This window comes from Streptomyces sp. NPDC059398 (assembly GCF_042751845.1).
GTDB lineage: Bacteria > Actinomycetota > Actinomycetes > Streptomycetales > Streptomycetaceae > Streptomyces.
The window spans coordinates 1-21,159 of sequence record NZ_JBHYWP010000069.1 but is presented as its reverse complement, the minus strand read 5'-3'; the positions used below and the strand labels follow the sequence as shown (position 1 = coordinate 21,159).

Annotated in this window: 15 protein-coding genes; 11 read left to right on the top strand and 4 right to left on the bottom strand. The window is 73.0% G+C overall.

What is annotated here, in order from left to right:
• Positions 1–20: 20 nt before the first annotated feature.
• The 6 genes from ACFXBC_RS23080 to ACFXBC_RS23055 all read left to right on the top strand — a co-directional run bounded on the left by ACFXBC_RS23080 (position 21) and on the right by ACFXBC_RS23055 (position 5,842).
• Complete coding sequence (locus ACFXBC_RS23080; protein ID WP_385027487.1) at positions 21–305, top strand: 4-oxalocrotonate tautomerase family protein; 285 nt, start codon at positions 21–23, stop codon at positions 303–305.
• Positions 302–1,624, top strand: a complete 1,323-nt coding sequence (locus ACFXBC_RS23075) for an MFS transporter (protein ID WP_385027484.1) — start codon at positions 302–304, stop codon at positions 1,622–1,624. Before ACFXBC_RS23080 ends, ACFXBC_RS23075 begins: the two co-directional genes overlap by 4 nt.
• Positions 1,621–2,883 (top strand): ATP-grasp domain-containing protein, encoded by a 1,263-nt coding sequence (locus ACFXBC_RS23070; protein ID WP_385027481.1) that lies wholly within the window; start codon positions 1,621–1,623, stop codon positions 2,881–2,883. Before ACFXBC_RS23075 ends, ACFXBC_RS23070 begins: the two co-directional genes overlap by 4 nt.
• The gene (locus tag ACFXBC_RS23065; protein ID WP_385027478.1) at positions 2,880–4,142 is read left to right on the top strand and encodes an ATP-grasp domain-containing protein; all 1,263 of its coding nucleotides are present in this window, start codon (positions 2,880–2,882) and stop codon (positions 4,140–4,142) included. Before ACFXBC_RS23070 ends, ACFXBC_RS23065 begins: the two co-directional genes overlap by 4 nt.
• Positions 4,139–5,389 carry a hypothetical protein gene (locus ACFXBC_RS23060; protein ID WP_385027475.1) on the top strand — a complete coding sequence of 417 codons (1,251 nt, stop codon included), beginning with the start codon at positions 4,139–4,141 and terminating at the stop codon, positions 5,387–5,389. The genes ACFXBC_RS23065 and ACFXBC_RS23060 overlap by 4 nt, the downstream gene beginning before the upstream one ends.
• Before the next feature lie 153 nt (positions 5,390–5,542).
• Complete coding sequence (locus tag ACFXBC_RS23055) at positions 5,543–5,842, top strand: hypothetical protein (RefSeq protein ID WP_385027472.1); 300 nt, start codon at positions 5,543–5,545, stop codon at positions 5,840–5,842.
• 329 nt (positions 5,843–6,171) lie between these two features.
• Here ACFXBC_RS23055 and ACFXBC_RS23050 read toward each other — a convergent pair whose 3' ends face one another.
• Positions 6,172–9,258 (bottom strand): BTAD domain-containing putative transcriptional regulator, encoded by a 3,087-nt coding sequence (locus ACFXBC_RS23050; RefSeq protein ID WP_385027469.1) that lies wholly within the window; start codon positions 9,256–9,258, stop codon positions 6,172–6,174.
• Between the two features lie 489 nt (positions 9,259–9,747).
• On the opposite strand from ACFXBC_RS23050, the gene ACFXBC_RS23045 reads away from it, so the two are divergent.
• Both ACFXBC_RS23045 and ACFXBC_RS23040 read left to right on the top strand, forming a co-directional pair.
• The gene (locus ACFXBC_RS23045; RefSeq protein ID WP_385027466.1) at positions 9,748–13,695 is read left to right on the top strand and encodes an amino acid adenylation domain-containing protein; all 3,948 of its coding nucleotides are present in this window, start codon (positions 9,748–9,750) and stop codon (positions 13,693–13,695) included.
• A gap of 65 nt (positions 13,696–13,760) precedes the next feature.
• On the top strand, positions 13,761–14,330 hold the full coding sequence (locus tag ACFXBC_RS23040) for a flavoprotein (RefSeq protein WP_385027463.1): 570 nt from the start codon (positions 13,761–13,763) through the stop codon (positions 14,328–14,330).
• A gap of 12 nt (positions 14,331–14,342) precedes the next feature.
• Here ACFXBC_RS23040 and ACFXBC_RS23035 read toward each other — a convergent pair whose 3' ends face one another.
• The gene (locus ACFXBC_RS23035; protein ID WP_385027460.1) at positions 14,343–15,464 is read right to left on the bottom strand and encodes a lipid II:glycine glycyltransferase FemX; all 1,122 of its coding nucleotides are present in this window, start codon (positions 15,462–15,464) and stop codon (positions 14,343–14,345) included.
• Positions 15,465–15,691: 227 nt separating this feature from the next.
• Entirely contained in the window at positions 15,692–16,426 is a 735-nt protein-coding gene (locus ACFXBC_RS23030) for a TetR/AcrR family transcriptional regulator (RefSeq protein WP_385027457.1), read from the bottom strand.
• Positions 16,427–16,510: 84 nt separating this feature from the next.
• On the opposite strand from ACFXBC_RS23030, the gene ACFXBC_RS23025 reads away from it, so the two are divergent.
• Positions 16,511–17,722, top strand: a complete 1,212-nt coding sequence (locus ACFXBC_RS23025) for an FAD-dependent oxidoreductase (RefSeq protein WP_385027453.1) — start codon at positions 16,511–16,513, stop codon at positions 17,720–17,722.
• A 404-nt stretch (positions 17,723–18,126) separates the two neighbouring features.
• On the opposite strand, the gene ACFXBC_RS23020 is transcribed toward ACFXBC_RS23025, so the two are convergent.
• On the bottom strand, positions 18,127–19,491 hold the full coding sequence (locus ACFXBC_RS23020) for an FAD-dependent oxidoreductase (RefSeq protein WP_385027450.1): 1,365 nt from the start codon (positions 19,489–19,491) through the stop codon (positions 18,127–18,129).
• 306 nt (positions 19,492–19,797) lie between these two features.
• Between ACFXBC_RS23020 and ACFXBC_RS23015 the strand changes: the two genes are divergently transcribed.
• Together ACFXBC_RS23015 and ACFXBC_RS23010 are read left to right on the top strand one after the other, a co-directional pair.
• Positions 19,798–20,502 carry a TetR/AcrR family transcriptional regulator gene (locus ACFXBC_RS23015; protein WP_385027447.1) on the top strand — a complete coding sequence of 235 codons (705 nt, stop codon included), beginning with the start codon at positions 19,798–19,800 and terminating at the stop codon, positions 20,500–20,502.
• 163 nt (positions 20,503–20,665) lie between these two features.
• Positions 20,666–21,118 (top strand): hypothetical protein, encoded by a 453-nt coding sequence (locus tag ACFXBC_RS23010; protein ID WP_385027444.1) that lies wholly within the window; start codon positions 20,666–20,668, stop codon positions 21,116–21,118.
• Positions 21,119–21,159 lie beyond the last annotated feature (41 nt).

The following is a 21,159-nucleotide window of genomic DNA, read 5'->3' as shown; positions in this document are numbered from 1 at the left end:
CCTCTTCGGAAAGGCTCGACATGCCGGTGATCACAGTGGACTGGTGGCAGGGCAACGACCGTGCGCAGCGCGCGCAACTCGTCAAGGAGGTCACCGACACCGTCAGCCGCGTCGCGGGCTGCCCCACGGCGGCGGTGACCGTCCTGGTACGGGACGTGGACCGCGGCTACTGGGGTATGGGCGGCGAGCTGGCCGACGCGGGCGACGCCCAGCCGCCCGCCGGTACCCCACAGTCCGCCGGTGCCCAGCCACCCACGGACCCCCGGCCGGCCGGCGCGGAACCGCCCAGGGGCGGGGTGTCGTGAACTTCCGTCAGCTCCACCCCAACATCAAGCTGCGGATGGGCGTCGGCTTCGTCCAGCGGCTGCTCTCGGTCATGCTGGTGCCGCTCATGGTCATCCACCTGGCGGCGCTGTACGGGGCCGCGGCGGCCGGTGTGCTCACCCTCCTGGTGGCCGCTGCGGGCATCGCGAGCAACTTCGTCGGCGGCCATCTCGCCGACATCGTCGGCCGCAAGCCACTGCTCGTCGCGGGTGAGGCGGGCGCCGCCGTCTCCTTCGCCGCGCTGGCCCTCGCCAACTCGCCCTGGTGGCAGTCGGGTGTGGCGACCTTCGTGTTCTACCTGGTCAACACCTGTCTCTCCGGGGCCGCCACCCCCGCGGCCGACGCGATGATGGTGGACGTCTCCACACCGGAGAGCCGCCCGCTCGTCTACACGATCAACTACTGGTCGATCAACATGGCGTTCACCGTCGGCGCGCTCGTCGGCGGCTTCCTCTACGGCGGGCACTTCGCGCTGCTGCTGACCGGCGGCGCCGCGCTCTCCGTCCTCACCGCGTTCGTCACCTGGCGGTGGCTGGCCGAGACCGCGCCCTCGCTCGACCCGGCACTCGCGGGCACACCGGACGCCGTCGAGCCGCCCGCGGGCGGCATCATGCCGATGCTGCGCGGCTATCTGTCGGTGGCGCGCGACCACGTCTTCTTCCGGCTGCTGGTCGCCGCGGTCCTCACCCGCTCCATCGAGGTGCAGATCAGCTACTACATCGCGGTGCGGCTCTCCGCCCACTTCCCCCGGCAGACCCTGGCCGGCCTCGGCGCGTGGACCCCGAGGCTGGACGGGGTGGCGATGCTCGGCGTGCTGCGGGCCGTCAACACCGCGCTGGTGGTGGCGCTCGCCCTGTTCGCCAACTCCCTGTTCCGCAAGTTGTCCGACCGGGCCAGGCTCTACGTCGGCATCGCCCTCTTCACCGCGGGCTACATGGTGTGGGCGGTGAGCGACTCCGGCTGGGTGCTGATCGCCGCCGCGGTCGTCCTCACCGTCGGCGAGGTCGTCAACGTCCCCGTGAAGCAGGCCATCCTGGCCGACCTGGTGGACCCGGCGGCCCGCAGCAAGTACATGGCGGCCTACGGCCTGAACGCCCGGATCGGGCTGCTCGTCGGATCGCTCTTCGTCACGCTCGGCGCGCTCGTGCCGCCGCTCGGCATCAGCCTCCTGTACGGGATGTTCGGGGTCGCCGCGATCGTGCTCTACCGCTCGCTGCTGCGGCTGCGCGAGAGCCGGGCCGCCGTGCCCGTGAAGGCCACCGTGGCAGCGGCACCCCAGCCGAAGGGAGCGACCTCATGACCGAACGACGCGACGCCGGACGGCTGCTGATGGTCATGCCGTACCACCAGCTCGTCCGCAAGGCCGTCGACGCCGGATTCCGGGTCTGGTCGATCTGGGACCCGTCGCTGCGCGACGCCGGATATCTGCGCGAAGTCGCCGAGCACTCAGAGGAGTTGCTGTTGGTGGACTTCGACGACGAGGACGCGCTGTGCGCCCTCGTCGAGGAGACGGCGCTCGCCCACCGGGTCGGCCATGTCCTGCATCTGGGCAGCGAGGCCAGCATGGTGCCGGTGGTGCGGGTCGCCGAGCGGCTCGGGCTCTCGCCCAACAGCGCCGAATCGGTGCGGCTCCTCAACGACAAGGCCGCCACCCGGGAACTCCTCAACCGCAACGGGGTCTCCCCGGTGCGGGTGGCCGAGGTCGGGCGATGTCCCGATGTGTACGAAGCGGCGCGGGGCATCGGCTTCCCGTGCGTCGTCAAACCGGCCAGGTCGGCCGGGAGCCGGGGTGTCGCGCTGCTGAACTCCCCCGCCGACCTGGCCGGCTGGGCGGACCGGATCGAGGCGGCGGGACTGACCGGCCCCTTCGTGGTCGAGGAGTATCTGCGCGGGCCCGAGTACAGCGTGGAGACACTCACCGTCGCAGGCCAGCACCATGTCGTGGGCATCACCGCGAAGGAGACCAGCGGCCCGCCGTGCTTCGTGGAGCGCGGCCACATCCACCCGGCGCCGCTGCCCGAAGCGGACACCGCGGCGGTGCGGGCCACCGTCGCCGCGCTACTCGACCTCGCCGACTACGAATTCGGCCCGGCGCACACCGAGGTCATCCTCACCGCCGAAGGGCCCCGGGTGGTCGAGTCGCAGGCGCGGCTCGGCGGGGACCGTATCCCGCTTCTGGTGGACGTGGCGTACGGCTTCGACCTGGAGGCCGCCATCTTCCGGGCGCTGGCCGGCGACGAGGTGCCGCGTACCGTGTCCGGCCGGTACGCGGCGGTCGGGTTCTTCGAGTTCACCGCCGGGACCCTGGCATCCGTGACCGGCCTCGCGGATGCGCGGGCCCTGCCGTACGTCCACGCCCTCACCTTCCGGTTCCGGCCGGGCGATGTGCTGCCGCCCACCACCGACTCCGCGAGCCGCCACGGCCATGTGGTCGTCGACGCGTCGACGCCCGCCGAGGCCCGGGCGCGGATCGCCGCCGTGCGCGCCGCCATCCGGGTCGAGATCCACCGCGACGACGCCCCCCTGCCCACCTCGACCCCCGAAGGGGCCCTGCGATGACTGCGAAGACCCTGCTCCTGGTCGGCGGCACCGACCGCCATCTGGAGCGTGCGAAGGAACTGGGCGTGCGTGTGGTCATGATCCAGCACCCCGACAAGCTGACGACACATCAAACCGCTGCCGCCGACGCGCTGCTGATGATCGACTACACCGACTGGGAGACCGTGCGTCCGCTGGCGGGCGCCGCACACCAGGTGTGGCGGTTCGACGCAGTGGTCTCGCTCACCGAGGGCGGTCTCGCCGTCGCGGCCCGGCTGCGCGAGGAGCTGGGTTTCCCCGGCACCCCGCACGCGGCGACGGTCCGGCTGCGGGACAAGGGCCGGATGCGTGCCCGGCTGCGGGAGGCCGGTTCCCGGCTGACGGTGGAGTGCGAGCAGGTCACCGACCGGGCCTCGCTCACCGCCTTCGGGGAGCTGGCCGGATACCCGTTCATCGTGAAGCCGACCGACACCACGGCCGGTTTCGGGCTGATACGGGTGGCCGACGCCGCCGACGCCGACCGCGCCTGGGCCCGTATCGAGGAGCTGAGGGGCGGGCGCACCGACCGCGGCTCGACGCTGTACACCGTGACCGCCTTCCTGATGGAGGCGTACATCGAAGGACCGGAGTTCAGCGTCGAGGCGTTCAGCTTCGCGGGCTCGCACACCGTGATCGCCGTCACCGAGAAGCTCGTCGACGAGTCCCACTTCGCCGAGCTGGGCCACGCCGTACCGGCGCGTCTGACCGGCGACGACCATGCGTCGCTCACCGGGGCCGTGGTGGAGTTCCTCACCGTGATGGGCGTGACGGACGGCCCGAGCCACACCGAGGTCCGGCTCTCCGGGCGCGGCCCGGTCGTCATCGAGGGCCACAACCGGGTCGGCGGCGGGCAGATCGGTGAACTGGTCCGCGAGGCATACGACTTCGACCTCACCTCGTACGGGGTGGCCTGGCCGCTCGGACTGGTGCCGGAGCTGACCGGGGCGCCCCGCGCCCGGGCCGCGGCCTGCACCCGGTTCCTGCTGCGTGACCCCGGGCGGGTGGTGGCGGTCGGCGGGGTGTCCGACGTGGCCGCGCACCCCGGGGTGCTGTCGGTCGAGGTGGCGGTCGAGCCCGGTGACACGGTCCGGCCGGTGCGCGACAACTGGGACCGGCTCGGTCATGTCGCGGTGCGCGCCGCGGACACCGACGCGGCGGTCGGGCTGTGCGAGCGGCTGGCCGCCGACCACATCCGGATCGAGGTCGCGGGTGACCGCGCCCTGGCGGGGGTGACCGCATGAGCGTCCTGGTCCTGCACCGCAACCCGCTGGGTCCGTTCCCGTTCGACGACTGGCTGTCCGACGCGCCGGGCGGCGTGGTGCTGCTCGCCGCGGGCGACCGGATCCGCGCGGCCGGCGAACGCCTGCCGGACGGCCCGGGGGGCTACCGGCATCTGGAGGTGCTGCCCGACTTCGAGGACGGCGAGCGGGTGGTGCGGCGGGCCCTGGAGCTGGCCGCCGAGTTCGGCGTACGCCAGGTGGTCGCGTTCCACGAGGGCGATCTCGAACTGGCCGCCGCCGTACGGGAGAAGCTCGGTCTGCCGGGGGCACGGCCGGAGCAGGTGCGGCCGTTCCGCGACAAGGCGCTGATGAAGGAACGGGCCGTCGCGGCCGGGGTGGAGGTCGCCCCGCACACCGTGCCCGCCGACGCCGACGATGTCGCCCGTTTCGTGGCCGGGCACGGGCTTCCGGTGGTGCTCAAGGACCGGGACGGGTTCGGATCGCGGGGCCTGCGGGTGCTGCGCGGCGAGGACGAGCTGGCGCGGGCGGTGGCCGAGGTGTTCCCCGTCGGCGCCGCGCCCCGCGACGACCTGCTGCTCGAAGCGTGGGTGCCGGGCCGGATGTGCCATGTCGACGGGCTGGTCGTGGACGGGGTCACGGTGCTCGCCTGGCCGTCCCAGTACCAGTACGAACTGGCCTCGTTCCAGGCGGATCCGGGCGCCCGGGTCGATCTCACGCTGGAGCCGGACGACCCGCTGACCGGGCGGCTGCTGCGGATGGCCGACACCACGCTGGCGGCGCTGGACGGCCCGCGCACCCACGCCTTCCACCTGGAGGCGTTCCACACCCCGGACGACCGCCTCGTGCTCTGCGAGGTGGCCGCCAGGCCCGGCGGTGCGCGTATCCGTGAGGTGCTGACCGCGCTCTTCGGCGTCAACCCGGCCCGCTGCGCGGCCCGTGCGGAAGTGGGCCTCGGCGACCTCGGGATCGCGGTGGAGGCCGGGGAGCGGCCCGCGCCCCGGTGCATGGCGGGGCAGGTGCTGCTGATGAAGCGGCCTGGCCGGGTGACGGGTGTGCCGTCGCACCCCGGTGACCCGTGGGTGGAGTTCTTCGGGGTGTTCGCCGAGCCGGGCCAGGTGCTGGACGGTGCGGCGGGATCGGCCGACTTCCTGGCGGCGGCCGTCCTCTCGGGGCCGACGCGGGAGGAGTGCGAGCGGCGGCTGCGGGCGCTCGGGGCGCGGTTCGAGACGGAGACGGTGATCGTCTGAGGGGGCCGCCCGAGGGAGCACGAACACCCTGTACGCGGACGGGCGCGGGCCGTTACCGGGGGCTGGTCGCCGAACGGGAACCATCGGGGAACGGGCCCTGTGACGATCTGTTCGTCCTCCTTCCACACCGCGTGAACAGGAAATGAAGAGCCGATGCCCAGTCACAGAGCCACCGTCCTCTTCGGAGCACTCGCCACCGTCCTCGCCGTCGCACTCGGCACCGGCGCGCACGCCGGAAACGCACAGCACACGGTGGTCAGCGCGACGAACGCCGGTCCCGGCCGCACGAACGCCGGGCCGGGGCTGACCCCGTACACCAATGCGGGGCCCGGTACGACGACGGACACGAATGCCGGCCCGGGCGCGACCGTCGACACCAACGCCGGTCCGGGCGCGACGACGGACACCAACGCCGGTCCCGGCACCACGGCCAGCGGCGCCCCCGTCGTCTGAGCCGGACGCCGGACGCCGGACGCCGAGCGCAGGCCGCCGAGCGCCGACAGCCGGACGCCCTCGCCGAGCGCAGGATGCCCATCGCCGGACGCCGCTCGCCGAGCGCCGGACACCGGACATCGGCCGCCGGAGGCCGTACGCGTCCGGCGCCGAAAGCCGTACGCACCGGCCGCCGGTCATCGGCCACCGGTCACCTGTCACCAGCCACCGGACCGCCGCCCCGACCAGCGGCCGCGTCGGCCGCCCGGCCGCCACCCGCACCACCCTGAGGCGCCCCCCGCCGCCCGGCCGGGGGCGCCTCAGGCTTTCGGCCGTCCGGCCGGGGCGCCTCAGGCTTTCGCCGTGCGGTCGTGGAACGCCTCAGGCTTCACCGTCGGCCGCCCCGTGACCGGTACCCGCATCCGCTCGAAGAGTTCCTCGGCCCGCCGTCCGAACTCCGTTGCCTCCGCGCCGAATCCCAGCGCCACGGACGCGGCCGCCATCCCGGTGAGCGCCCGCGCCTGCTCGAAGCGGTAGCCGATCGACTCCGACGACCGGTGGGCGTGCCGGTGCAGGGCGAGCGCGGTCTCCGGTTCGCCGCGCCGCAGATGCACGAAGCCCGCGATGTTCTCGATCGTGGCCCGCCGGATCGGTGTGCCGCGCGATCTCGCCAGCGTCAGCGCCCGGTCCAGCCTGCTGCCCGCTCCCTCGGCGTCCCCCAGGCGGTGGTGGACGTCCGCGGCCAGCACCAGGGTCAGGGCCAGGTTCTCCGGCATCCGGCTCTCGTCGACCATCTCCTCGGTGTCCGCCACACAGCGGCGGGCGGCCTGCGGATCGCCCCTCTGCAGATGGGCGATGGCGAGGTCGTTGAGCGCGGCCACCTCGTTGTCGCGGTCGCCGAGCCTGCGGTAGATGGCGCGGGCCCGCTCGGCGGCCCGGGTCGCCTCTTCCAGGTCACCGAGCCAGGTGCTGACCGTACTGAGGTTGCACAGCGCCGTCGCCTCCTGGCCCGCGTTGCCGGTCGCCACATGAAGGGCGACGCTCTGCCGCAGATGGTGCCGTCCGGTCGAGAGGTCGCCCAGCGACATATGGAGCAGCCCCAGCAGATCGAGGCTGAACGCCTCGCCCCGCCGGTCGCCGATACGCCGGGCGGTCTCCACTGCCTCGTGCGCCGATTCGGCCCCCTCCCTGAGACGGCCCAGCTTCCACTGGGCGGCCGCCAGGTTGGAGAGGCTCATCCGGAGGGCCAGCGCGTCGCCGAGGGCGCGGGCGGCGGCCACCGAGACCGTCGAGACCTCGTGGAACTCCTCCGTACGGCTGCGCAGGTTGAGATGGAAGACCACATTGCGCGCGAGCCCCACGGCATGCCGGTGGAGCCCCCACTCATGGGCGATGCGCACGGCGGCCTTCAGCGAGTCCAGCTCCCGGTCGAACCAGGCGCGGGCGCGCTCCGGGGTGTCGAGGCGCGGCAACTCGGCCTCGGCCGCCGGCTCCCGGCCGGGCGCCGGGTACTCCGCGCGGCCGGGGAAGAGCACGGCGCAGGCCCGCTCCGTCGCCAGGAACCAGAAGTCCAGGAGGCGTTCGAAGGCGGTGACGTCGGCCGTCCGCGTCCCGTCGTTGCGCAGGCTTCTCGCGAACGCCCCCACCAGGTCGTGGAAGGCGTACGAGCCGACCTCGTGCTGCTGGAGGAGGTGCATGTCGAGCAGGTTCTCCAGGACCTCGTCGGCCTCCTGGATGCCGACCTGGAGCAGGGCCGCCGCCGAGTGGACATCGGCATGGGTGCCGGGATGCAGGCCGAGCAGGCGGAAGGCGGTCCGGTGCCACTGGTCGAGCGCCTGGTACGACAGCCGCAGATTGACCGCGACGCCCCGGTCCCCGGAGTGGAGTTCGTCCAGACGGCGCGACTCGTCGCTGAGCCGGTCCACCAGATTGCGGACCGTCCAGCGCGGCCGGTTGCGCAGCCGGGCGGTGGAGATACGCAGGGCGAGCGGGAGATGGCCGCAGAGCCCGGCGAGCGCCGCGGTGGCCTCCGGGTCGCTGTCGGCGAGGTCCTGGCCGAGGGTCCGGGCGATGAGGGCGGTGCTGTCCTCGCGGGTCATCTCACCGAGCGAGATCCAGTCCGCCCCGTCGAGGTCGACCAGCCGGACCCGGCTGGTGACGAGGACCAGTGCGCCCGGCGACGCCGGGAGGACCGGCTTGATCTGGGAGAGGTCGGCCGCGTTGTCCAGGAGGAGCAGGATGCGGCGGCCGGTGAGCGTCGACTGCCACAGCGCGTCCCGGCCCGCGTCGTCCTCGGGCACCCGCTCGGGCGCGACGCCCAGCGCGCCCAGCAGGGTCGAGATGACCGCTGCGGGCCGCAACGGCTGCTCGCCCGGGGTGTACCCCCGCAGGTCGATGTGGAGCTGGCCGTCCGGGTAGCGGTCGGCCAGCCGGTGCGCGGCGTGCACGGCGAGCGTCGTCTTGCCGGAGCCGCCCATGCCGTCGACGGCGACGACCCGCAGTCCGTTCGCCGGCTCGGGCGCGGTGGCGTACGCGAGGAGCCTGCCCAACTCGGCCTGGCGGCCGGTGAAGTCGCCCAGGTCGCTGGGGAGCGTACGGGGCCCCGGAAGGTCGTCTCCCGGTTCGGCGTGGCCGGTGTCGGGCGGCGCGGGGCGCCGGGCGCGTTCCGGGGCCGCGGCCTCCGGGGCTTCCTGGAGGATGGCCTGGTGGAGGGCCTTGAGGTGCGGGCCCGGGTCGACCCCCAGCTCGTCGCGGAGCATCGAGCGGACCGCCTCGTACTCCTTGAGGGCCTCGGCCTGCCGCTGTGACCGGTAGAGGGCCAGCATCAGCTGGCCCCGCAGCGTCTCGCGCAGCGGGTGGGCGGCGACGGCGGCCCGCAGATCGCCCACGAGTTCGGCGGCCTCCCCGTCGTCGAGGCGTATCCGGAAGAGCTGTTCGGCGGCGGTCAGCCACCGCTCCTCCAGCGGGGTGGAGGCGACCGCGATGACCTCGCCGCCGTCCCCGGCGAGCACCGGACCGCGCCACAGGGCGAGGGCCGCCTGGAGCAGACCGCGGGCCCTGACCGGGTCGCCTTCGGCGAGCGCCTGGGCGCCCTGCCGGGCGGAGCGGGAGAACACCCGTACATCGAGCTGCTCGTCGGGGACGGCGGCGCGGTAACCGGGGCCGTCGGTGAGGAACAGGTCCCGGCCGCCCGGTATCCGGCTGCGGAGCGCGGCCACCGCCTTGCGGATCTGGTGGGAAGCGGTGGTGGGCGGTTCCTCGTCCCAGGCCGCGTCCACCAGGCGCGCCACCGGCACCACATGACCGTTCTCCAGCAGCAGCATCGCGAGGACGCGCTCGTGCACCGGCCCTCCGGCGTGCACGCGGTTCCCCCCGGCCCAGCATTCCAACGACCCGAGGACATTGAAATGCGCCACCGGGTCTTCCTTCTCGTCCATACCCCGTCCCCCCTTGTGGACGCCAAACACCCTGGCAGGAGAGGCGTCCGGGGAGAGTCTAGGCGGTTACCCCCGATCGGGATCCGGACAGGAGGTGATCGGGAATAACCGCACGCACACTCTTAGCGACCACCAGGAACCGTCCGGCTGATCGTTGTTGACCGGCCCGCGGCCTCCGGTGTGGTGCCTCGCAAAGGCGGCGGAACGCCCCCGTACCGGACGTAGCGGAAACGTACCGGGGCGGCTCCGGCTCCACCCGCGTGGCGCCGTGCCGGAGGCCGCGGGTCCATGGAGAACGGCCGTACGGAGCCTGGGGATTCGGCGGCCCGGCTCCGACGGGGGACCCACGGAGCGAGCGTCACGGTGCCGCCGTCCCGCGTCGGGTGAGCCCCCCACCTAGTCCGTTCCGTAGACCCGTTGCCGTGTCCGTTCCGCAGACCGTTGCCGTGTCAGGACCACGCCACGGCACCTCGTGCCACGAAGGATCCCATGGAGACTCAGACCCACCCGACAGTCCGGGCGGCCGCCGCCCCTCTCCACGAACCGGCCCTCTTCGACCTGCTCAGACGTGAGGCCGACGCGCACCCCGGTGCCACCGCGCTGGAACACCCGGGCGGCCGCCTGACCCGGCGCGGACTCGTCGGCGCGGCGGAGGCACTCGGGCACCGGCTGGCCCGCCTCGGCGCCGGGGCCGATGTCACCGTTGGCCTGTACGCGGAACCCTCGGCCGACCTGGTGATCGGGGTGTGGGGGATCCTCGCGTCCGGCGGTGCCTATCTGCCCCTGTCGCCCGAGTATCCGGAGGAGCGCCTACGGTTCATGGTGCGCGACTCCGGGACGCGGCTGCTGGTCACACAGTCCCACCTGGCCGACAGGGCGCGGGCCCTCGCGGGCCCGCAGGCGACCGTGATCGTCCTGGACGGGCCCGCGGGTGAGCGGCCGGCCGGGCCGTCGGCGGCCGGTGAGACGGCCGCCCCACTGTCCGCCGCCCGGCCGCAGGACCTCGCCTATGTCATCTACACCTCGGGTTCGACCGGGCGCCCCAAGGGCGTGATGATCGAACACCGCGCTGTCGTCTCGCAGTTGACCTGGCTGCGGTCGACCGGCCATCTGGGCCCCGATGTGCGGATCCTGCAGAAGACCCCCATGAGCTTCGACGCGGCGCAGTGGGAGATCCTCGCCCCCGCCGTGGGCGGCGCGGTGGTGGCGGGCCTGCCGAACGTCTACCGGGACCCCGACGCGCTGGTCGCCCTGGTGCGCGAGCACGGGGTGACGACGCTCCAGTGCGTCCCGACGCTGCTCCAGGCGCTGCTGGAGACCGACGGCTTCACCGGGTGCGCCTCACTGCGCCGGGTCTTCTGCGGTGGCGAGGCGCTGACCACCGCGCTGGCCGGGGAGTTCGCCGCCGCGCTGCCCGGCGTGTCGCTGGTCAACCTCTACGGTCCGACGGAGTGCACCATCAACGCCACCGCCCACGTGGTGGCGTCCGGCCCGCCCGAGAGCGGCGCACCGGCCACGACCGTGCCGATCGGGACGCCCGTGGACGGGGTCACCGCCTTCGTACTGGACGACCAGGGCCGGCCCGTCGACATCGGCGAGAAGGGCGAACTCCACCTGGGCGGCGCCCAGGTGGCCCGCGGCTATCTCAACCTCCCGGAGCAGACGGCGCAGCGTTTCGTACGGAGCGCGCTCTCCCCCGACGGCCCGCTCTACCGCACCGGCGACCTGGTCTCCTGGAATCCGGACGGCACCCTGCAGTTCTCCGGCCGCATCGACAGCCAGGTGAAACTCCGCGGCTACCGGGTCGAGCTGGAGGAAGTCGCGTCGGCGGTCGAGGAGCACACCTGGGTCCGCAGGGCCGCCGCCGTCGTGACCAGCGCACCCGGCACCGGCTGGCAGACCCTGGTGGCCTGCGTGGAGCTGAACCCGCGCGAGGCCGCCCTGATGGACCAGGGCAACCACGGGTCGCACCACCAGTCCAAGGCCAGCCGCCTCCAGGTGCGGGCCCAGCTCTCCCACCCCGGCGTCCGGACCGACGAGGAGCTGGCCGGGCTGCCCGCGGTGGCCCTGCCGGGCGCGCAGGGCAGCGCCGCGCAGCGCGCGGAGGTCTTCGCGCGCAAGACCTACCGCTTCCACGACGGCACCGAGCCCGTGACCCGGGACGACCTCGTACGCCTCCTGTCACCGTCAGCAGATCCGGCACCGGCACCGGCGGCAGATCCGGCACCGGCACCGGCACCGTCACCGTCTGCGGCTACGACCGCGACATCCGCCCCCGCCCCGGCCGCACGCGGTCTCGACCTCGACTCGCTCGGCGAGCTGCTGCGCTGGTTCGGACCGTTCCACAGCGAGGAGCGGCTCCTCCCGAAGTACGCCTACGCCTCGCCCGGTGCCCTCTACGCCACCCAGATCCACCTGGAGACCGACGGGAGCCGTGGCCTCGGAGCGGGCCTGTACTACTTCCACCCGGCACGCCACGCGCTGGTGCGCTTCGCCGACGCCCCGGGCGGCGGCGCCTGCGGGACCCGCGTCCATCTGCTGGGCCGGCGGGCCGCCATCGCCGCCGTCTACAGCAACAACATCGACGAGGTGCTGGAGTTCGAGGCCGGGCACCTGCTCGGTGTACTCGACCGGGTGCTGCCCGCGTACGGCCTGGCCGTGCGCCCGGCGGGCCTGGACACGGCGTTCCCCGCGCTGGTGGGCGCGGCGGCCGACGACCACTACATGGGCGCCTTCGACCTGGTGCCCGCCACGGCCGGTGCGGGCACCCCCGCCGCGGACCTCGCCGTCGACCTCTTCGTCCAGGCGCACGGCGACCGGGTCGCCGGGCTCGCGGAGGGAACGTACCGGTACTCCGGCGGCGAACTGCACCCCATATCCGCCGATGTGGTGCGCCGCCGCGATGTGATCGCCATCAACCAGGGCGTGTACGGGACGGCGTCGTTCGGCATCTCCGCCGTCAGCCGGGAGGAACGCCCCTGGCTGCGTTACGTGGTGCTGGGCCGACTCCTCCACCATCTCCAGTGCAACGGGCTGCGGCTCGGTCTGATGTCCTCCGGCTACTCGTCCCGCAGCGGAAACCCGCTGCCCGCCGCCCTGCGCCTGGACGACCTGCTGGCCGGGGCCGGCATCGCCCCGGGGCCCTCGTACTTCTTCATCGGCGGCCGGGTGAGCGACGAACAGCTGACGTCGCAGGGGATGCGCGAGGACTCCGTCCATATGCGCGGCCCGACCGAGATGATCCGCGACGACCTGGTGCGGCTGCTGCCCGACTACATGATCCCGGACCGGGTGCAGGTGGTGGACGCACTGCCGCTCACCGCCAACGGCAAGGTGGACATGGCCGCCCTCGCGGCCTCGGACGCGGTGCGCGACGCGGGGGCGCCGGGGGAGCCGCATGTGGCGCCCGCGACGGACACCGAGCGGAGACTCGCAGCCCTGTGGGGCGCGGCGCTCAAGTACCCGGACGTCTCGATGGCGGACACCTTCTTCGCCCGCGGCGGCAACTCCCTGGTGGCGGTCACCCTCACCCATCGCGTCAACCGCGAGTTCGGCACGGCGCTGCCCCTCCAGGCCCTCTTCGAGTGCCCGCGCCTCTCCGACCTGGCGGCCCGGGTCGTCCAGGACTCGCCCGCGCCCTCGTCCCGGCTGCTGCCGCTGCACGACAACGGCGCGGGGAAGCCGGTCTTCTGCTGGCCGGGCCTCGGCGGATACCCGATGAACCTCCGTACGCTGGCGGCCGATTCGGCGGCGGGCGGACCGTTCTACGGCATCCAGGCGGCCGGCATCAACGAAGGGGAGCGCCCCTTCGCCACCATCGGCGAGATGGCGGCGGCCGACATCGCGGAGATCCGCGCCGTGCAGCCCGAGGGCCCGTACACGCTCTGGGGGTACTCCTTCGGCGCCCGGGTCGCCTTCGAGGCGGCCTGGCAGCTGGAGCGGGACGGCCACAAGGTGGACGAGGTCCTGCTGATCTGCCCCGGCAACCCGACGGTGGAACTCGCGGAGGGCGAGCGGTACTCGCGCGAGGCATCCCTCACCAACCCCGTCTACACCGCCGTACTGCTCTCGGTGTTCCTGGGACGCATCGGCGGCCCGGAGCTGGCCGAGTGCCTGCGCACGGTGCGCGACGAGGAGGGCTTCGTGGCGTTCGTCCACGGAGCGGTCCCCGCGCTCGACCCGGGCGTGATCCGCCGCATCACCCGGATCGTGGCGGCGACCTACGAATTCGACTACACCTTCGCCGAGTTGCTGGAGCGCCGGCTCACGGCCCCCGTCACCGTCTTCAAGGCGTCCGGCGACGACTACTCGTTCATCGAGGGCCACTCCGGCTACTCGGCGACACCGCCCACGGTGGTCGAACTGACCGGGGACCACTACCAGGTACTGCGGGAGAAAGGGGTCGCGGAACTCGTGGCGGCGATCGGCTCGCGCTGAGGGGAGCGCGCGTACCGCAGACTGGCCCTCAGCACACCACACTTCACCAGCAGGCTGGGGGCCACATGACGGAACAGCCCGACGGGAACAGGGACGGGAACCAGCGTGTCGGCCGGCCGAAGAAGCCCTTCCTCTACGTCGTCGTCTGCGCGTCCGGGATCGCGGGCGGGGTGGGCGAGCTGATCGCGGCCGCACAGGAGCAGGGGTGGGACGTGGGGGTCGTCGCCACCCCCCAGGGGCTCGGCTTCATCGACGCGCAGGCGGTGGTGGCGCAGACCGGGTACCCGATCAGGTCGGCCTGGCGCGCCCCGGGGGACCCGCGTCCGCTGCCGCCGGCGGACGCCATCGCGGTGGCGCCCGCCACGTTCAACACCATCAACAAATGGGCGGCCGGTATCTCGGACACCCTGGCACTCGGCATCCTCTGCGAGGCGTTCGGCGCGCGCGTCCCCACCGCCGTACTGCCCTGTCTGAACGGGGCCCAGGCCGCCCACCCCGCGTACCGCAGGAGCGTGGAGGCGCTGCGCTCCATGGGCGTCCTGTTCAGCGCGTACGATCCGGGCCGGCCCGGGGCCCCGGACCCCGCGGCCGGCTTCCGCTGGACCGAGGCGCTGGAACTGCTCGGCACACCCTGACGGGTCGGGGGCTCAGCGCCGGGACATGTACAGGTCGAGGGCCTTGTGCAGGAAGCGGTTGAGGGGGAAGTCCCACTCGCCCAGATACTCGACGGCGTGGCCGCCGGTGCCGACCTTGAAGCGGAGCAGGCCGAGGAGGTGGTTGTCCTCGTCCAGGGTGTCGGTGATGCCCCGCAGGTCGTAGACGCCCGCGCCGAGTGCGTGGGCGTCGGACATCATGCGCCACTGGATGGCGTTGTTCGGCTGGACCTCGCGCTTACGGCTGGTGGAGGCGCCGTAGGAGTACCAGACGTGTTCCCCGACCGTCAGCATGGTGGCCGCCGCCAGGATCTCGCCCTCGTGGCGGGCGAGGTAGAGCCGCATACGGTCGGGGTCCTCGGCGGTCAGTACGGTCCACATGCGCTGGAAGTAGGAGAGCGGGCGGGCGATGAACCTGTCCCGCTCGGCCGTCTCGGCGTAGAGGCCGTAGAAGGCGGACAGGTCCTCGTAGCCGCCCCGTTCGACGGTGACGCCGGCCTTCTCGGCCTTCTTGATGTTGCGCCGCCACTGCTGGTTGAAGCTCTGGTGCACCTGGTCGAGCGAGCGCCCCGCGAACGGCACCTGGAACACATAGCGGGGCTGGCCCACCGCGAAGCCGTCCTCGCCGCCCGGCTCGGTCTGCTGCCAGCCCATCCGGCGCAGCCGGTCGGCGATGTCCAGGGCCCGGGGGTCGTGCCAGGTGGGGTCCGCGTCGCGCAGCCGCCCGGCGGCCGGGTCGGCGATCGCGGCCTTGACCGCCTCCGTGTCCCAGCGCCTGGTGACCACGGGCGGCCCCATCTTCACCGAGAAGGCCCCGCGTCTCTTCAGATGGGCGAGCATCGGCTCCAGCCACCGCTCCAGATCGGCCGCGTGCCAGTCGATGACCGGGCCTTCGGGCAGATAGGCGAGGGAGCGCCTGAGCCTGGGCAGCGGCCTGAACAGCACCAGGCCCGCCCCGACGAGCCGGTCGTCGGCGCCGAACCAGCCCAGGCTCTCCGCCCGCCAGTCCGGCTTCACCTCGCCCCACGACGGAACCTGCATATGGCTCGCCGAGGGCCGGGACCTGATGAAGGCCAGGTGTTCGTCGCGGGTGATGCCCTTCAGCCGAAGACTCATGTGCAGCGCTCCTCTGCCCGGTCGGCCTCTCCCGAGGCGCAGGGCTCGTTCAGGTCTCTCCGTACGCAACCATGTCAACGCCACACACCCGGTGTCACAGCGCGCCACGCCGCACGGCCGGGTCCGGGGCCGCGGACGGGGGGCCTGGGGCGGAAGCGGGATCAGCGGCTGGTGACGCTCATGACCAGCGGCGGGAAGGGGCGCACGATCCTGGGCGGCCGCCCGGGTCAGCCGGTGTGGGTCACGCCGCGGATGATGATCGCGACTTCCTCGGCGAAGGTCTCGGCGGGGTCGCCCTCCGGTTTCCCCCGGAGGATCCGCTCCGTCGTCGGATAGCGCCCGGTCGCCAGCCGGCGGCCGAGGTAGTCCCCGACCGACGCCTGCCACTGTGCCTCGTCGGCGCCGCTCTCCCGGCTGACGCGCCGTTCGGTGACCTCGTTGCGGACGGCGCCGACGAGGTAGGCGTTGAAGACACCGAGGGCCGCCATGATGCGGCTGTTGCTGTTGCTGTTGCTGTTGCTGTTGCCGTCGCCGTCGCCGCCCTCCGGGCTCAGGGCGCCGGCCAGGGCGGTGGCGGTGGCCTCCATCACCGTCAGGGCGTTCGGGCCCAAGTGCGGCCTGCCGCCGATCAGTTCGACGAACCACTCGTGCCGCAGGGCGCACTCCCGGGTGGTGACGGCGATCGCGGTGAGTGTCTCGTCCCACTCGGGGGAGTCGCCGATTCCCGCCGCGATCTCGCCGTAGACGGCATCGGCCATCAGGTCGAGCAGCTCGTCCTTGGTGGCGACATAGCCGTACAGCCGCATCGGGCTGACCCGCAGCTCGGCGCCGACCTTGCGCATCGAAAGGCCGGACAGACCCTCGGCGTCGGCCAGGGCGACAGCGGTCGCCACGATCCGGCCCCGGTCGACGGGGACCACCGTGCGGCCGCGCGGTTCGGGGCGCTCCCAGATCAGCTCCACACGGTTACCGTACGCCGTCATCGTTCCGTACGATGTACGGTAATTTCCGTACGCTGTACAGAAATGGGATGGCCGGAGGGCAGCATGGACACCATCAACAGGGTCCCGATCAACAGGGTCCCGACCAACAGGGTCCCGATCGGCAGGGTCACGACCGACGCCGAGAAGAGGCCGAGGATCGCCGTCGTCGGCGGTGGTATAGGCGGCCTGGTGCTGGCAGCGATGCTGCACCGGCAGGGCATCCCAGCCACCGTGTACGAGCGGGACACCGGCCTCGACGCCCGCGCGCAGGGGGGCTCACTCGATCTGCACCCCGGGTCGGGGCAGCGGGCCCTGGCGGAGCTGGGGCTGGCCGACGCGTTCCGGGCCGAGGCCCGGCCCGAGGGCGAGGCCCTGCGGATCCTCGATCCGGCCGGCAGCACCGTGGGGGAGCACGCCCCCGAGCCGGGCAGCGGCACCCGGCCGGAGATCGACCGCGGCGCCCTGCGGAAGCTGCTGATGTCCGGGGTGCCGGACAGCGCCCTGCGCTGGGGGCGCCATCTGACCGGTACCGAGGAACTGCCCGCGGGCGGCCACCGGCTGCTCTTCGCCGACGGCGGCCACGGCGACTGCGATCTCCTCGTCGGAGCGGACGGTGGGCGCTCCCGTATCCGCACCCTCCTCACGGACGCCCGGCCGGTCCATCTGTCCGCCTACCTCCAGCTGACGATCGCCGACGCCGACCGGCGGCAGCCGCACGTGGCGGACTTCGTCGGACCGGGCAGCCTGATGGCCCTGGGCGACAACATCAACCTGGGCGCGCAGCGGTCCGGCGACGGCTCCATCCGCGTCTCGGTGACGCTCCGCACCGATGATGGCTGGATCGGCCGCCAGGGGTTCGGCGGCGCGGAGTGGGCCCGAACCGTGGCGCGTCTGCATGGCCTGTTCCCCGGCTGGGCCCCCGAGTTGACCGGGCTGATCGACGCCTGTGACCCCGGATCGCTCATGGGGCGGAACATCGAGGCCCTGCCGGTCGGCACCCGGTGGCGGTCCCGCCCGGATGTCACCCTGCTGGGAGACGCCGCACATCTGATGCCCCCGGTGGGTGAGGGCGCCAACCAGGCGATGCTGGACGGCATCCTGCTGGCGCGGGCCATCGTGGAGAACAGTGACGATCCGGCTGCGGCCGTCGCCGCCTACGAGGCGGAGATGTTCGACCGTACGGCGGAGATCGCGGAAGGGTCGGCGCAGACGGAGAGGATGGGCCTCGCGCCCGACGCGGCGGAGCGGCTGAAGTCCTTCTTCGCCCAGGGGTAGGGCAGGGTGACCTGCCCTCCGGACCGGGCCGGGCATCCGAGGGCGGTGCAGGCCCCTGGACCGTACCCTCGCGGAGGCCGCCGCGCTCAGCGGCCCCTCGTCGCCGTTCCTCAGCCGGGCCGAGAACGACCGGAGCCCGCCCCGGCACGCGGTCGCCGCAAATCGTCGCAGACGCGCTGGAGACCACGGCCGCGCAACTGCGGGCCGCCGCCGGCACCCCGCGCCGGGCGGACGTCGTACGCGCCGACGCCGACCACCTGGAGATCTCGGAGGCCCGGCCGGAACCCGCCTGACCGGTGAGACCGCGAAGGCCCGGCCGGATCCCGCCTGACTGCGGCGGTGTTCCGGCCGGGCCCCGCTGCGCTGTGCGATGCGGTCCCGGGCAGCCCGGGAGCCGGGTGGGATCAGGCTCCGCTGTGGCCGAGCATGTCCTCGCGCTCGACGACCTTCACACGCTCGCGCCCCTCCGCCTCGCCCAGGGACCGCTCATGGCTGTCGAGCCGGTACCAGCCGTCCCACGTCGTGTACCGGATGCCGCGCTCCCGCAGGAAGTCGGTGACGGCGTCCGGCTCCGGCAGGGCGGCCCCGGGCAGCCGGCCCGCGGTGTGGTCGTCGAGGAGGCAGGCGACCGTCTCGTTGGCGTCGCCCTTGGTGTGGCCGATGAGCCCGACCGGCCCGCGCTTGATCCAGCCCGTGACGTAGACGGAGGTCTGGTGGCTGCCGTCGGCGGCCAGCACCCGCCCGGCCTCGTGCGGGACAGTGCCGGACGCCACGTCGAAGGGCAGCTTCGGCAGCTCGTCCGAGCGGTAGCCGACCGCACGGTAGACGGCCTGGACATCCCAGTCGGTGAAGCGGCCGGTGCCACGGACATTGCCGGTGCCGTCCAGCTCGGTGCGCTCGGTGCGCAGCCCGGCCACGCGCCCGTCCTCGCCGATGATCTCCTCCGGGGACTCGAAGAAGTGCAGGAAGAGCTTGTGCGGCCGGTCGCCGGTGTCCCGGATGGCCCAGTTCTCCAGGGTGGAGGCGACCATGTTGGCCTGCTTGTCGCCGCGGCGGGTGGCGATCGAACCCTCGTCGTAGTCGATGTCCTCGGGGTTGACCACGACCTCGATGTTCGGCGAGTGGTCGAGCTCGCGCAGCTCCATCGGGCTGAACTTCGCCTGCGCGGGTCCGCGGCGGCCGAAGACATGGACCTCGACGGCCTTGTTCTGCTGGAGCCCGGCGTGGACGTTCGGCGGGATCTCGGTGGGCAGCAGCTCGTCGGCGGTCTTGGCCAGGACCCGTGCGACGTCCAGGGCGACATTGCCGACCCCGAGTACGGCGACCTTCTCGGCCTCCAGCGGCCAGGTGCGCGGGACGTCCGGGTGGCCGTCGTACCAGGAGACGAAGTCCGCGGCGCCGAAGGAGCCGTCGAGGCCGATCCCGGGGATGTCCAGGGCGCGGTCCGCCATGGCCCCGGTGGAGAAGACGACGGCGTCGTAGAAGCGGTGGAGGTCGTCCAGGGTGAGGTCGCCGGGGTAGTCCACATTGCCGAAGAGACGTATCTGCGGCTTGTCCAGCACCTTGTGCAGGGCGGTGATGATGCCCTTGATCCGCGGGTGGTCGGGGGCGACCCCGTAGCGGATCAGCCCGAACGGTGCGGGCATCCGCTCGAACAGGTCGATGGAGACGCCCGGGGCCTGGGCGGCGTCGGACTTGAGCAGGGCGTCGGCGGCGTAGATGCCGGCCGGACCGGCACCGACGATCGCGACACGGATGGGACGAGACATACGGGACGTTCCTCCAGGCAACGCGGACAGGTTCGACAGGCCCGCCGGGCGGCGGCGGGCAGCGGGCGGCAGCGGTCGGAGGGCCTGCGGCCCCCCACAGTCATGACCCCCACGTCCGGTCCACCTGGGGATCCCCTGACGGGATCGATGCCACCGCCGCCGCCGTGAGCCGGACAGGCGTGTCACCCGAAAGCATATGGCACCGGGTGACAGAATCCCCTGGCTGCCCACCATCCGGGCCGCCCATGCCCCTGGCCGCGCACGGTCCGGGCCGCCGGTACGCAGTCCCGCCCAGGAGGAACCCGAATGCCACCCAGCCCGGCCGTACGCACCGCGTCCGCCGGCCTGCGCGCCCGCAAGAAGCTCCGGACCCGCGACGCGCTCTGCCATGCGGCCCTCGACCTGTTCGGCTCCCGCGGCTTCGACGGCACCACGCTGGACGACATCGCGGCCGCGGCCGACGTCTCCAAGCGGACGCTGCTGCGCTACTTCACGGGCAAGGAGGACGTGCTGCTCGGGGTCTTCCGGGAGATGGCCGTGATCACTCTGCGCGAGCTGGACCGCAGGCCCCCGGACGAGCCGCCGCTGACCGCGCTGCGGGCGGCCACGCGCCAGGCGCTCACCGAGGTGGCGCGGGCCCTTCCCGCGTACCGCTCGACGCCGGTCTGCCTCGCCGTACTGCGTCTGGTGGCGGTCACGCCCGGCCTGCTCGTCTCCCTCCACCAGGTGCTGCTGAGCGAGCAGGACGCACTCGCCGGGGTCCTCGCCGCACGGGAGCGCCTCGCGGATCCGGCCGACCCGCGGCCGCAGCTCCTGGTGTCGATGCACGCCTGCGCCCTGACGGTCGCCGTCCGCACCTGGCAGGCGAGCGGCAGTCATGGCCTCGACTCCCTGCTGCACGGCGTGGACGTATGCCTGGACAACCTCGGCCCGTCGGTCGCGGGGCCATGGGCGCCCGCACCGCCGGCCTGCGGTCCTGACGCGTGCCCGATGTGCGGGCCCGCTGTCTGAGGTGCGGGCAGGGCGCCCGAGGAGACGCCGGGGCTCCCTGAGAACCGCCCTGGCCGGAGCCGAGGCTCACCCGAATGGCTCAATCGGGCTGGTGGCCGGTGCTGTGCGGGAGGAGCGTCGAAATGACGCCGGACAGCGTGACGACCCGGCGAAGGAGGCTCTCATGGCTCAGCCCGCAGGCCCCTCCGGGGCGCCCACGCCTCACCACGCACAGCCCGACAGGGGCAGCGGGAGCAAGTGGGCAAGTGGTGGAACCCTGTTCGCCGGTGTGCTGCTGTTCGTGGACGGCGTACTCGCCGTGCTCAACGGCATCGTCGGTATCGCGAAGGACCACGTCTACACCCGCGTGGGCCACTACGCGTACGAGTTCAACCTGACGGCCTGGGGCTGGACCCATCTGGCGATCGGTGTGGTCCTCGCCCTCACCGGCCTCGGCATCCTCATGGGCGTCCCGCCGGCCCGCTGGCTCGGCGTGTTCATGGCCGCGATCAGCATCGTGGCGAACTTCATGTGGCTGCCGTACCAGCCGATCTGGGCGTTCATCGCCATCGCGATCGGCGTCTTCGTGATCTGGTCCCTGCTGACGGACCACAGCAGGACGCACCACCACCGGTGAACACCGGGCCGTGACGCGTCGGAGCCCCGGGCGAGCGGCCC